We start from the raw sequence: 13,124 nt of genomic DNA, 5'->3' as shown, positions 1-13,124 counted from the left end.
AGTTGTAAGGTTGAGTTAATCCTAGATGTGTAATGCGGACCAAGAGAAAGTAAGGAAAATAATCCATGTTGATATGGACTGTTTTTACGCAGCTGTAGAAATGCGAGACAACCCGTCTTACCGAAATCGTCCGCTTGCGGTCGGCGGGCATGAAAAGCAACGTGGTGTGTTGAGTACGTGTAATTATGAAGCTCGCAAGTTTGGTATTCGTTCTGCCATGCCGACGGGGAAAGCGCTCCAGCTCTGCCCCAACTTGTTGGTTGTGCCTGGACGAATGTCGGTCTATGTCGAGATATCTAAAAAGATCCGCGAAATTTTTTCTCGATACACATCAGTCATTGAACCTCTCTCTTTAGATGAAGCTTTTCTTGATGTTACAGATTCTAAGTTGTGTCACGGCTCGGCCACACTTATTGCAGAATCGATTCGTCGTGATATTTGGAATGAACTCAATTTGACGGCTTCGGCTGGCGTTGCTCCGATTAAATTCTTGGCTAAAGTGGCCTCCGATATGAATAAGCCTAACGGACAATTTGTTATCCCTCCGCAAGACGTACAAGGAGTCATTGATGAATTGCCTCTCGAAAAGATTCCCGGCGTGGGTAAAGTGAGTATTGAAAAATTGCATCAGGCGGGCTTTTTTACTTGTCAGGATATTAAAGCATCTGACTATCGCGACTTGTTGCTCAGATTTGGCCGTCAAGGTGCGTCGTTATGGAAGCGCAGCCATGGCATTGATGATCGAGAAGTGATCATTGAACGCGAGCGAAAATCGGTAGGGGTAGAGCGAACGTTTACTCAAAATATTTCTACTTACGCGGAGTGCTGGCAGGTGATAGAGGAGAAGCTGCTTCCTGAGCTTGAAACTCGTTTAGAAAAAGCCAGCCCAAGTAAAGCGATCATCAAGCAAGGCATTAAACTCAAATTCGCTGATTTTCAACAAACAACGATCGAGCACATACACGTCTCTCTCGATCGTGAATATTTTAAAGAGCTTTTGAGTGAGATATTAAAAAGGCAGCAGGGGAGAGAAATTCGACTACTTGGTTTGAGCGTGATGCTGCAACCTAAAGGGGAAGTGAAGCAGCTAAATTTAGCGCTTTAGGCCTATGTGGCAAGTGATATGAGCCAAAGAACCATATCACTTGGAAAGGTAGATTGAGAGCGCCCTTTGCTCGAGCGCCATCAGAAATTTTTGGTGGTTATAGGTGCAATGTGACTCTGGTGGTCAGTTAAATTGTCTAGATATCTATAGCTTGTTGATTTGACTAATGTTGAAAAAAGCCAAGACTTCTTTTAAGTCAGCAGTTCTCTGTGATATGACGATATTAGCGTCTTGTGTGTGTTGTGCGCTAGTCACGCTATTTTTTACAGTGGTATTGATTCCATCAATACGCTCGGTAATATCCTGGGTGACAATTCTTTGTTCTTCTGATGCTGAAGATACCATCGTGTTCATTTCTGATATCTCCATAACCTGTTGTCTAATATCAGTAAATGCTTGTGATAGTTCAAGCATCATCTCTTGTGAACGCTGAACTAACATTGTATTGGAAGACATGTATTCATCAGCCTTTCTTGACTGGGATTGAAGCTGAGTAATGATGTTTTTGATATCAACAGTCGAAACTTGAGTTCTTTTTGCCAAAGATCTGACTTCATCAGCAACGACAGAAAAACCTCGGCCATGCTCTCCCGCACGAGCAGCTTCAATTGCTGCATTTAAAGCTAGTAAATTGGTTTGTTCTGATATCGAATTTATAACTTCCACTACCGTGTTGATATGCTCGGAATGTTCTCTTAATTCATTGACGATTGTTGCTGATTCCGCCATAGCAGAACTCACATCACTATTTATATTGTTGGCTTCGTTGATGACTTGTGTGCTGTTCTCAACAACTTGCATTGTTGCTTTTGCCATCCTATCTGCATGTGCAGCATTATCAGATACGCTAGAAGCTGCGGCTGAAAGTTCTGTGGCAGCGGTTGCGACTTGTTCTACATTGTTGAAACCAGAGTTAGCATTTTGGTTTGTGTCATCGATTAGTTGTTCAATTCTAGTTTGCTGTACCGCTAAGTCGGACATCTTTACGTTAGACTGGTTAACAATGTTAGAGATACTTTCTTGTAGACTTTGTAATGATGCTTGTACTTGGTCTAGTTCGTTATTGCTGTTGTTAGCTTTGAGCGGAGTAAATTCACCAATAGACATTTTTTTAAGTGTAGATACCATTACTGGCAGGTTACGCAGTTGTCTTCGAATCGTTACGTAAACGGTGATCATTAATAGAATGCCGATACAGACAAATAACCCTATGATTCCGGTCATAAGACTCTTGTTCATCGAGTCTTCGTGGCTTTGGTTTGTCCATGCAAATAGGTCGTAGCTTTCAGTGAGAATTTGTCTTGATACGGTGTAAGGTTCGTTAGTGTCATCTGCGGTGTATAGGTGTGGAACTTCAGTTAGTGTTTTGAAGTTCGGTCGTAATTCATAGATGTTTTTGTTTATCCAACCTGTTTCCCTGGTAGCGGCATCGGCCATCACTATTTCACCATTCTTTGTCGTAATGGCAAACTCAACACCAAATTCGGGCATTAACTCGGATAGCGTGATATCGACTCCAAATACACCAACTAGCACCCCATTTCTTTTGATCGGTGCCGATACAGAAATGACTCGTTCACCTGTATTGCTTATATATGGCGCAGAGACGTAGCTTTGGTAACCCTTTGTCGATATAGCGAGGAACCACTCTCTCTGTTTCTCGATGACATTAAAATCTTCAACCCAACCTTTGGATAGTGCGCTAAATGGTGTGCCGTTGATTTCTGCGAAGTAGACGTCGATAAAGGCGGGGTTCGCAGAATGAACCCTATTTAATACTCGAAGCATGCGAGATTCGTCAAAGGGAGCGTTGGTTCCATAGTAGGGTAACAAGAAAGCAAATTGCTGGATCATCGATTTGGCATCTTCTAGGTTCGACTCAAAAGTTTGAGAGACAACACTAACCACCTCATCGTTATTTACCTGAATGTTTTCCCATTTCCAGTTATTGAGATAGTAGTTTGCTGACGCTAAAGCGAGTAAAAACAAACTGAGCATAACTGTAAGAAAAGAAAGGGATATCTTCTTGACCATTCTATGGTTCCTTTAAGACTAGGGGGAATATCTATCAAATTTTCAAAGTTGGCCGATTGTTAATTAAATCTAAAAGATGTCTAGTTTTTAAGGGTTATTGATTGTTTTTGAGGTGTTTAATTGCATGAATAATGGAATTAGAAGTAATTCGTAGAAATAGTTGATACAGTGAGTGAGTAGATATCACCAACTAGGTTTACTCTGCCTAGTTGGTTTCGATTCAATTGAGGTCGGCGGGTTATCTATGGAGTTGCTTTACTCGTGTTAGGGTTTCACTGAATGGTTGTTGCTCTAACTTGCCGTAACCGACCATTTTACTTGCTTTGAGTTTGGTTGAAAGCGGGGTTGCGATTCCGCATAGAAAGCGAGTAATGGCTTCGTCGGTAATCAGTTGTTGGCTTTTAGATACAAATTCATGAATCCATGTCATCACGGTTTCGTCATCAATTAGTTCAACATCGACGGTTGGCAAGATTGCAACCTTCCCTCGACATACCGAGCAATGTCCACAGTTTTTCGGGGCCTTGTCGTCGGCAAAGTAGCTTGCAAGGCGTGAGCTTAGGCAAGTCTCAGCTTCGAAGAAGCTTAGCATTTGGTTAAGGCGGTTTATTTCATTGTTCTCTTTTTCTTTAAACAACTGAGTTAGACGCTCTGATAATTGCATCATATCTTCAGAGGTATTGTGGATTGCGTAGACATCTGTGATTTGTTTACTTTCTAGCTCAATCCAACCTTGTTCATTGAAGTAATCGATCGCTGTGATAACACGCTGACGATCAGCCTGGAAGTGTGTCCAAAGTGCGTCGAAATCGACTTGACACCATACTCTTGCTTGAGGAGAGCATTGAAAAATCGCTTCAACAAAACCACGACGCTCTCCTTGGAACTGTTCAGTGATCTGTTGTTTCGGTCGGATAAACTTAAATTTATAATCAGCAAAGTAGCTGTATTTGGGTTCAATAATCCCTTCGATTTCTAGATAAACCAGAAGCGTCTTTAGCGGAAGCTGACGAATGTTGGATTCACGCGATAGTTGATTAAGCATGATTTCCCACTGGTTCGATCCAGAAGCGCCAAGGTTATGATTCTCGTAGATCTCTTTCAATACTGCTTGAATCGATATGCTGTCTGGCGTATCGCCAAAGACGAAGTTCTCTAGAGTACTTAGACCATGCTTGTTAGCGAGTAAGATGCATTCTGATGGTTGCCCATCTCGGCCTGCTCGTCCTATCTCTTGTGAGTAATTCTCTATTGATTTTGGCAAGTCGAAGTGAATCACTCGGCGAATGTTTGATTTGTCGACACCCATACCAAAGGCAATCGTTGCCACAATACAATTTACTTCGTCATTCATGAATTGATGTTGGATAACATCTCTGTTTTCTGGCTTAAGACCCGCATGGTAAGCCATGGCGTCAACCCCAGCATTACGTAACTGTTGAGCGACCATTTCTGCTGTCTGTTGAAGGGTCACATAGACAATAGTGGGAGCTTGAGAGGCTTTATTTACCAATGTACATAAAGTTTCTAACTTGACGGCTTGCGTACAAGGTTGAATAGAGAGGTCAAGGTTTTCACGGTAGAAACCGGTAACGACAACTCGATCTTCATCGATTGAAAATTTAGACTTCATATCTTGAATAACCGATGTTGTCGCGGTTGCCGTTAGCAGTAATACTTGAGGAATATTAAGCTGTTTTTGGTATTGGGGAAGTTTCAGGTAATCAGGTCTAAAATTGTGTCCCCATTCTGAAATACAGTGCGCTTCATCGACGACAAGCATAGAGATTGGTACTTGGGAGATAAACTGGCGAAAGCGTTCGTTCTTAAGACGCTCAACCGAGATCATCAGGATCTTGGTGTCTCCGTTACGTACAGATTGCATCACCTGCTGCGTCGTTTGCCTGTCTTGACTTGATTCTATTGCTGCTGCGCTGATCCCTTTGCTGTGTAGAAAGCTGAGCTGGTCTTTCATTAAAGCTAACAGTGGCGATATGACTAAAGTTAAATGTGGTAATTCTAGTGCTGGTAATTGATAACAAAGTGACTTACCTGAGCCTGTAGGGAATATGGCTGCAGTAGAGTGACCAGATAAAACATTGTCGATGACTTGCTTTTGGCCATGACGCAGTGAATCGAATCCGAATACTTGTTTTAGCTTCTGCTCAATCATTTATGTTCTACCTGAGTTATTAAGTGTCGTATTGATGCTAAATCGGGCGCCTTTTGATGATAGCGCTGCTTGATGAATCAAATGTCTTGCACCTGATTGTACCTAATTCTATTCTGTAGCTCCTATAGAAAAGCACCCCAAAAGTATGAATAAGCCTGAGCTTCGACAAATAATCATAGAGCAACTCGAATCCCGATTAGGTATCGCACAATCTGCGACTCAGCGTGCCATAGATGCTGCGACTGATGAAGAGACAGTACCAGAACATAAGTACGATACATTGGCATTAGAAGCCTCGTACCTTGCACATGGTCAAGCTGTAAGAGTGCAAGAGTGTGAAGACGACATTCAGTGTTATCGCAACTTAGTGTTACGCGATAGTGAGCGAATTACGGTGAGCAGTTACGTTGTGGTTGTTGACGAGCATGATAAATATAAACACTTTTTTATGGGGCCGAGAGTCGGCGGACTTTCTGTCACGTGGAATGATAATGAAGTCGCTATCGTGACGGCGAATGCACCTTTTGGCCAGGCTCTAATGGGTAAAGAAGTCGGTGATGAAGTTGAGTTTAAGGTCGCAGATAAACAGTTTTGCTACGAAGTAATATCTATCGACTAACTGAGTAACGGATATATATAAAACGTTTCTCTGACAAAGAAGCATATACCAAGGGTATAGTAATCGGTCAGATTGATGAGAGGATGTTATGAAAAACAATGTATTTATGAAAAACAAAATATTTATTAAAAACAATGTATTAATCGCATCGTTAACAGCGGTAATCTCTTTTGTGAGCCTGCCAACTTTTGCTGCTCAGTGTCGAGTTGATTTGAAAAATGAATTGCGAATCGATGACCAAAAAGTCGAAATCCATCAAGTGAATGGTGATACTGCCGTTTTCGATGGCAACAACGACTTATATATTCATGGTGAGAAGGTTGAGCTTGATGCCGACCAACAAGCGGCGATTGAAAAATACCGCGAAAGCATGAGTGAGTACTTACCACGAGCGAAACAAATGGCGAACGATAGCCTAGCGTTAGCTAATGACGTGATTGATGATATTGCGGCTAGCCTCGATTCACCTGAGTCATTTGATAATGTAAAAGAATCAATGAAAACTTACTTTGCTGAACTGGAAGCTCGTTACTACAAAGATGGCGAGTTAGTGTTACCAGCAGACAGTTTTGATTCGATGGCCAATGGTTGGTCTGAAGATTTTGATAAGGCGAAAGAAATCTTTAATCAAGAATTTATCTCCAGCGCTTTTAATGCGATGTCAGAAAAAATGAAACAAGACGGTGGTCTAAACCTGACTGAATTGGCTGATAGCATGGCTGAATTAAAGCTTAAAGTTGAAGAGCGAATGAAAGAACACTCTCAACAAGTGCAAGAGGAAGCGAATGAGTTCTGTGATTCGCTTGATGAGATGGCAGAACAAGAGCAAGAGCTGCATGAAATCATTCCGAACCTAAAAGACTATCAAGTATTCACGATCTAATCTGAATCTAATTATGAAGAACAAGAGCACCGATTGGTGCTCTTTTCGTATGTATGTGCTTATGGATGTAGGTGTTTATGGATCTATAGGTTCAGCCGCACGAGTATTTAATCCGATACATACTCTTTATTTTTTAGGTCTATATCTTGATTGGTCGTTATTTGGCAAACGATAAGATCAGTTAGTTGTTAATTATGTGGTTCTAAATAGCGTATCGATTGTAAAAATAAGAGAATTATTCATTTATTGGTTGTGCCTATCATTGCTTTTTATTACTGTACTTCCCAACTAGTTCACTGATTTTTGATGCGGGCAATATGAACCAACAATCTTCCTCTTCAAGAGAGCACTTTAGCTCTCGTTTAGGTTTTATTTTAGCAGCGGTGGGTGCAGCGGTTGGCTTGGGTAATATTTGGGGCTTCCCAACTCAAGTTGCCAGTAACGGTGGTGGCGCTTTTCTCTTAGTCTATTTGATCATGATCTTCGTGGTCGCTTTCCCAATGCTGGTGGTTGAGATGGCTATTGGTCGTCACGGTCAAGCAAACCCTGTCGATAGCATGCGTTCTTTGACTACGAACCCTTTGGGTAAGAAAGTCGGTGAGTTTGTCGGTTGGGTCGGATTGAGTGTGCCAAGCGCCGTGTTGGCATTTTATAGTATTGTTGGTGGCTGGTTGATCTGCTTCCTCATTGGTGCTGTCGCTGATCTGATTGGTCTAGAGACGATTGCTGATTGGTTTAAAGGCTTCAGTGTTGAACGAAACGTATTTGGTACTGTTGTGTTTTATGTACTGACTATCTTGATTGTGCAGGGCGGTGTTAAGCAAGGTATCGAGAAATGGTCGACTCGTTTGATGCCTGCGCTGTTTGTTTTGTTTGGCTTACTGTTTGTTTACATCATGACCCAAGCTGGCGCGATGGAAGGCCTGAAACATTACCTAGTTCCAGACTTTGAGAAAGTTTGGGATAGAAAACTGATTCTAGCGGCAATGGGGCAAGGTTTCTTCTCGCTGACTATTGGCGGTTGCTCGATGTTGGTTTATGGCTCTTACTTAAGTAAGAAAGAGAACCTGCCAAAAATGGCAATGAACGTTACCTTAGTCGATACCGCTGTTGCGTTTATTGCGGGTTTAGTCGTCATGCCTGCAATGTTTGTTGCGATGCAAAAAGGTGTTCAAATCTACGCTGAAGATGGCTCATTATTAAGCTCTGACACGCTAGTATTTACGGTTCTGCCATTGATGTTTGATAGCTTAGGCGTGCTTGGCCAGATCTTCGCGATTGTCTTCTTTTTGTTGCTAACGATTGCCGCGCTAACTTCATCGATTTCGATGCTGGAAGGGCCTGTAGCGCTAGTGAGCGAGCGTTTCAATACCAGACGAACACCAACGAGTTGGGTAATTGGTAGTGTTATCGCGTTGTTTAGTGTGGTGATTGTCTACAACTTTGCCGCGATGTTTGGATTGGTTGCGATGATAGCGACTCAGTACCTTCAACCGGTTGCTGCACTGATGTTCTGCCTATTTGGTGGCTGGGTATGGAGCCGAGCTTCAAAAGTGAAAGAGCTTGAGCAAGGTTGCCCTGATTTCCAATTGGGTTGGTTTGGTAAAGTGTGGCCAATGTATGTGAAGTTCGTGTGCCCAATCTTAGTGGCGACGGTTCTCTGGGCTTCATTTGGTTAACGCAGAGCCCATCTGGACTCTCTGAACCTAAACACTCAGAACTTGAAATGTTAAGCACAAAGCCACTCATAAGGAGTGGCTTTGTTGTTTCGATGTGAAGGTATAGCTGAACTTGCAAGAGAGAAAAAAGGCGCTGAACATAATAGTCAGCGCCTTTGTATTTTTAGTTAAGTAATCGTGACTACTTAATTTCCATACCTTGCGCTTGTAGATCTGCATGGTAAGAAGAACGTACAAACGGGCCACAAGCTGCGTGAGTGAAGCCTAGTTCTAGAGCAATCTCTTTCAGCTCATCAAACTCTGAAGGCGGCACGTAGCGTTCTACTGGTAAATGGTGGCGGCTTGGCGCTAGGTATTGGCCAAGTGTCAGCATAGTTACACCATGCTCACGAAGGTCTTTCAGTACTTGAACGATCTCTTCTTTCGTCTCACCAAGACCCATCATCACACCTGATTTAGTTGGGATGTCTGGGTGCTGCTCTTTGAATTTTCTCAACAGATCAAGAGACCACTTGTAGTTTGCGCCTGGACGCGCTTTACGGTATAGGCGTGGCGCTGTCTCTAGGTTGTGGTTGAAAACATCTGGCGGGTTATTTTTCATTAGATCAAGTGCCACATCCATACGACCGCGGAAGTCAGGAACCAGTGTTTCGATACGAATATTTGGATTTTGCTCGCGAATTTCACGGTTACAGTCAGCAAAGTGCTGGGCACCGCCATCACGCAGGTCATCACGGTCTACTGAAGTGATTACAACGTACTTCAGTTTCATGTCTTTAATCGTCTTAGCCAGTTTCTTCGGCTCTTCTGATTCAGGAGCAACAGGGCGACCATGGGCAACATCACAGAACGGGCAGCGACGAGTACAGATAGCGCCAAGAATCATAAACGTTGCCGTACCGTGGTTAAAACACTCGGCTAGGTTAGGGCAAGACGCTTCTTCACAAACTGAGTGCAGGTTGTTTTTACGCATTGCTGATTTGATTTCTTGAATACGATGGCTGTCTGAAGGAAGTTTAATCTTCATCCATGCAGGTTTACGTAGAACTTCTTTCTGTTCAGCAGGCATATTCTTTACGGGAATTAATGCCATTTTGTCAGCGTCACGATATTTAACGCCTTTTTCCATTTGGATTGGTTTGCTCATGATTTTATGCTTCTGCTGTAATGTTACTGGTGGCTTGAATGTCTACTTGGTCATAGCCGAGTAGTTCTACTAGCTCTTGTATTAACTGTTGCTCAACGTTTTCTAGTTCACTTGGTCCGCCGAGTTGGCTTACCTGCGCCATTTCCATGCCTTGGTAACCGCATGGGTTAATGCGTAGGAATGGAGATAGGTCCATATCGACGTTGAGTGCTAGCCCGTGGAATGAGCAGCCACGTCGAATTCGTAATCCGAGTGAACAGATTTTCTTGCCATCGACATAAACACCAGGAGCGTCAGGTCGGGCAGCTGAATCTATATTGTAAGCTTTCAGAGTATTGATTACGAGGTTCTCGATATGAGTAACCAAATCACGCACTCCAAATTTTTTGCGGCGTATGTTAATCAGAAAGTAAGCAACTAACTGGCCTGGGCCATGATAAGTCACTTGGCCACCGCGGTCGCTTTGAATGACAGGGATGTCACCAGCATTTAATACATGCTCAGCTTTGCCTGCTTGTCCTTGAGTGAAGACTGGATTGTGTTCAACTAACCAAACTTGGTCTACGTCTTCTTCCGTGCGTTCGTCTGTGAACTTATGCATGGCTTTCCATACAGGTTCGTAATCCTGACGGCCTAATTTTTTTACGATTAGCTTATTTTGCAAAGCAGCACTCCCTCAAGGATTAATAAAGTGAACGCATTATAAACGCGAAATAGGTTTCTAACTACAGACGGACTGCAAGGTTTTTCAACTTTCTTTGTATTTATTGAAAATTAAGTTGAATGCTTTTGTCAGTAATCCGGTGTTTCAAACAAAAACAGCGGCAATAAGCCGCTGTTTTCATGTTCAATTGTAGATTACAGAACCATACGAACGATTTCGATGTCGCCTAGTTCTTTGTATAAAGTTTCTACTTGCTCAATTGAAGTCGCTGTAATGTTGATAGAAACAGAGTGGTAGTTTCCTTTCGCACTCGGTTTTAGTGTTGGGCTGTAGTCACCAGGAGCATGACGCTGGATCACTTCTAGCACTAGCTCAGTAAGTTCTGGCTTCGCGTAGCCCATTACTTTGTAAGTGAATGAACAAGGGAACTCTAAGAGATCTTTTAGTTTTGCATCAGAATTGATGTTCATGGTTAGCTCCAAAAGGCTAGACTCTCGCTAATTGGCGAAATGTCGATAAAAGCGTGTTCGGTCAACAGACACGAATAATAAGGCGGAATATTACGTGTAAATATCACCGAACTCAAGATCAACAAAAGCCGCACATAGCGGCTTTTGTTTAACTGAAGAGTAAATAGTTAACTTACTCATCAGGTTAGCTTTGCAAGAAGCGAATGTATTGCTTAGAACAAACCTTAGACTTGTTTAAAATAAACCTTTGAACAGCAGTACTAAATAGTCCCACAGGCGGCTAAATAGGCTGCCTTGGTCTACATTTTCAAGTGCAAGTAGTGGGTATTCAGCAACGTCTTCACCATCAACTTGGTAGAATAGTTTACCGACAACATCGCCTTTGCTGATTGGTGCTTCCAGTTCTTTCTCAAGAACAAAGCTTGCCTTTAGATTCTTAGCTTGGCCACGAGGCAGAGTAACAAACGTATCTTCGTCGACACCTAGTGCAACCGTATCTTGGCTACCCATCCAGATTTTTTCTTCTACGAAGGTTTCACCCGCTGTGTGTGGTGCCACTGTTTCGAAGAAACGGAAACCGTAACTTAATAGCTTTTTGCTTTCTGTTTTACGAGCATTAGCATTTTTAGTTCCCATCACAACCGCAACTAGGCGCATTTTGCCTTCTGTCGCTGAACTTACTAGGCTGTAGCCAGCATTGCTCGTGTGACCCGTTTTGATGCCGTCAACGTTCATGCTCTTATCCCATAACAGACCATTACGGTTGTACTGGGTGATGCCGTTGTAAGTGAATTTTTTCTGTGAGTAGATACGGTATTCATCAGGAACGTCGCGAATCAATGCCTGACCAAGTAGAGCCATATCGTAAGGAGTAGAGTATAGATTCGGGTTATCTAGACCGTGCACATTAGCAAAGTGCGTGTCTTTCATGCCGATAGAGCTTGCCCATGCGTTCATTAGGTCAACAAATGCGTCTTCAGAACCCGCAATGTGCTCAGCCATTGCAACACAAGCATCGTTACCTGATTGAATGATGATGCCACGGTTTAGTTCTTCAACTTTAACCGTTGTACCAACTTCAATAAACATCTTAGATGAGTCAGGGAAGTTTTTAGCCCAAGCATTTTCACTGATAACAACGTCATCAGTTAGATTGATGTTGCCACGATCTAGCTCTTGGCCGATCACGTAGCTCGTCATCATCTTAGTTAAACTTGCTGGAGAAAGCTGAGTGTTCATCTCTTTCTCAGCTAGTATTTTGCCTGAATGGTAATCCATCAGAACAAAACCTTTAGCGGCGATTTGTGGTGCATCAGGAACAACAATTGGAGCGGCGAATGACGATGTAGCTATCGTTGCAGAAAGAGCAACAGAAGTAGCAAAAATCGATTTAACAAGTTTATTAGATTTAATCATTTTGAATGCAATTATTTGGTGAACTATTCATATATTAACAGAATCACTCTGTCACACCAGAGCGCTGATTACCAGAAGTAACTGTTAGATTAATTAGCGAGTTAACGTGTGTTTCTTTATATAAGCTGACGGGTAACCCATTAGCCTAACCTGTTCTAATTTCTCTTGAGTCAGAGCATAGTCATGAAATGGCCCAAGCATTAATCGGTAGTTGTCATCATTTGGCTGCAAGAACGTTGCTACAGCTAGCTTTTCACCTAGATCTTGGGCTAACTTCTCAGTTCTATCTTCATGTGGAGATGTAGCTACCTGAATAATAAATTGCGGTAGAGCAGCCTTTTTATTCGCGTCGGTTGGCATAGCCACAGTGATAACTTCTATCTCAACATTTGCTGTGCCTGTTCTCAATACATCGAGCTTGTAAGCCGCCGCATAACTAAGGTCAATGATTCGCCCTTCATGGAATGGACCTCGGTCATTGATACGAACGATCGTCGTCTTGTCGTTGTCGGTGTTAGTTACTTTTACATAGCTTGGAATAGGTAATGTTTTGTGAGCTGCAGACATAGAATACATGTCGTAGATCTCACCGTTTGACGTTAAATGGCCATGAAACTTTTTACCGTACCAAGATGCTTTGCCTTTCTCGGTAAATCCTTCCGTTTTTTTGACGATTTTGTAGTCTTCACCACGCAAAGTGTAATTACTGTTACCGCCTAAGCTATACGGTTCATACTGCGGGTGAGCGTCTTCTAGGTGCTCGACTGATATTGGCGTATCTGGCGCAATATCAGAATCAATGTCGTAGCGACCTTTTTGTTCTTGGGAAGAACAGCCATTAATCAAAACCGCCAATCCGACGATAGACAGCATTTTTTTGATTGGCAGTTCATTGACCAAAGATGTTTTTAGGGGGAATTCTTTAATAGACATC

General features: G+C 42.6%; 11 protein-coding genes. 4 read left to right on the top strand and 7 right to left on the bottom strand.

Annotation, left to right across the window (positions count from 1 at the left end; all coding sequences use genetic code 11):
• The first annotated feature begins 25 nt into the window (after nucleotides 1-25).
• Nucleotides 26-1,105 (top strand): DNA polymerase IV, encoded by a 1,080-nt coding sequence (dinB, locus tag OCV36_RS12330; RefSeq protein ID WP_135455458.1) that lies wholly within the window; start codon nucleotides 26-28, stop codon nucleotides 1,103-1,105.
• A gap of 144 nt (nucleotides 1,106-1,249) precedes the next feature.
• Here dinB and OCV36_RS12325 read toward each other — a convergent pair whose 3' ends face one another.
• Together OCV36_RS12325 and OCV36_RS12320 are read right to left on the bottom strand one after the other, a co-directional pair.
• Entirely contained in the window at nucleotides 1,250-3,139 is a 1,890-nt protein-coding gene (locus OCV36_RS12325; RefSeq protein ID WP_135455456.1) for a methyl-accepting chemotaxis protein, read from the bottom strand.
• A gap of 238 nt (nucleotides 3,140-3,377) precedes the next feature.
• Complete coding sequence (locus OCV36_RS12320; RefSeq protein WP_135455454.1) at nucleotides 3,378-5,312, bottom strand: RecQ family ATP-dependent DNA helicase; 1,935 nt, start codon at nucleotides 5,310-5,312, stop codon at nucleotides 3,378-3,380.
• A 145-nt stretch (nucleotides 5,313-5,457) separates the two neighbouring features.
• On the opposite strand from OCV36_RS12320, the gene OCV36_RS12315 reads away from it, so the two are divergent.
• From OCV36_RS12315 to OCV36_RS12305, 3 genes are all read left to right on the top strand, one after another.
• Nucleotides 5,458-5,931 (top strand): GreA/GreB family elongation factor, encoded by a 474-nt coding sequence (locus tag OCV36_RS12315; protein ID WP_135455452.1) that lies wholly within the window; start codon nucleotides 5,458-5,460, stop codon nucleotides 5,929-5,931.
• Nucleotides 5,932-6,019: 88 nt separating this feature from the next.
• A complete protein-coding gene (locus OCV36_RS12310) occupies nucleotides 6,020-6,814 on the top strand; it encodes a YggN family protein (protein ID WP_017074221.1) in 795 nt (264 codons plus the stop codon).
• A gap of 317 nt (nucleotides 6,815-7,131) precedes the next feature.
• Nucleotides 7,132-8,493 carry a sodium-dependent transporter gene (locus tag OCV36_RS12305; protein WP_135455450.1) on the top strand — a complete coding sequence of 454 codons (1,362 nt, stop codon included), beginning with the start codon at nucleotides 7,132-7,134 and terminating at the stop codon, nucleotides 8,491-8,493.
• A gap of 181 nt (nucleotides 8,494-8,674) precedes the next feature.
• On the opposite strand, the gene lipA is transcribed toward OCV36_RS12305, so the two are convergent.
• The 5 genes from lipA to OCV36_RS12280 form a co-directional block, all read right to left on the bottom strand.
• Entirely contained in the window at nucleotides 8,675-9,640 is a 966-nt protein-coding gene (lipA, locus tag OCV36_RS12300) for a lipoyl synthase (protein WP_017074223.1), read from the bottom strand.
• Between the two features lie 4 nt (nucleotides 9,641-9,644).
• Complete coding sequence (lipB, locus tag OCV36_RS12295) at nucleotides 9,645-10,304, bottom strand: lipoyl(octanoyl) transferase LipB (RefSeq protein ID WP_004737632.1); 660 nt, start codon at nucleotides 10,302-10,304, stop codon at nucleotides 9,645-9,647.
• A gap of 194 nt (nucleotides 10,305-10,498) precedes the next feature.
• Nucleotides 10,499-10,774, bottom strand: coding sequence for a DUF493 family protein YbeD (gene ybeD, locus OCV36_RS12290; protein WP_017074224.1), 276 nt, complete (start codon nucleotides 10,772-10,774; stop codon nucleotides 10,499-10,501).
• Between the two features lie 234 nt (nucleotides 10,775-11,008).
• A complete protein-coding gene (locus OCV36_RS12285) occupies nucleotides 11,009-12,190 on the bottom strand; it encodes a serine hydrolase (RefSeq protein ID WP_017074225.1) in 1,182 nt (393 codons plus the stop codon).
• 93 nt (nucleotides 12,191-12,283) lie between these two features.
• Nucleotides 12,284-13,123: a septal ring lytic transglycosylase RlpA family protein gene (locus tag OCV36_RS12280; protein ID WP_029224943.1), complete on the bottom strand. Its 840-nt coding sequence runs from the start codon at nucleotides 13,121-13,123 to the stop codon at nucleotides 12,284-12,286.
• Nucleotide 13,124 lies beyond the last annotated feature (1 nt).

It is taken from the genome of Vibrio echinoideorum, from assembly GCF_024347455.1.
Classification (GTDB): domain Bacteria; phylum Pseudomonadota; class Gammaproteobacteria; order Enterobacterales; family Vibrionaceae; genus Vibrio; species Vibrio echinoideorum.
Note: the sequence above shows the minus strand (reverse complement) of the source record. Positions and strands in the feature narration are given on the sequence as shown.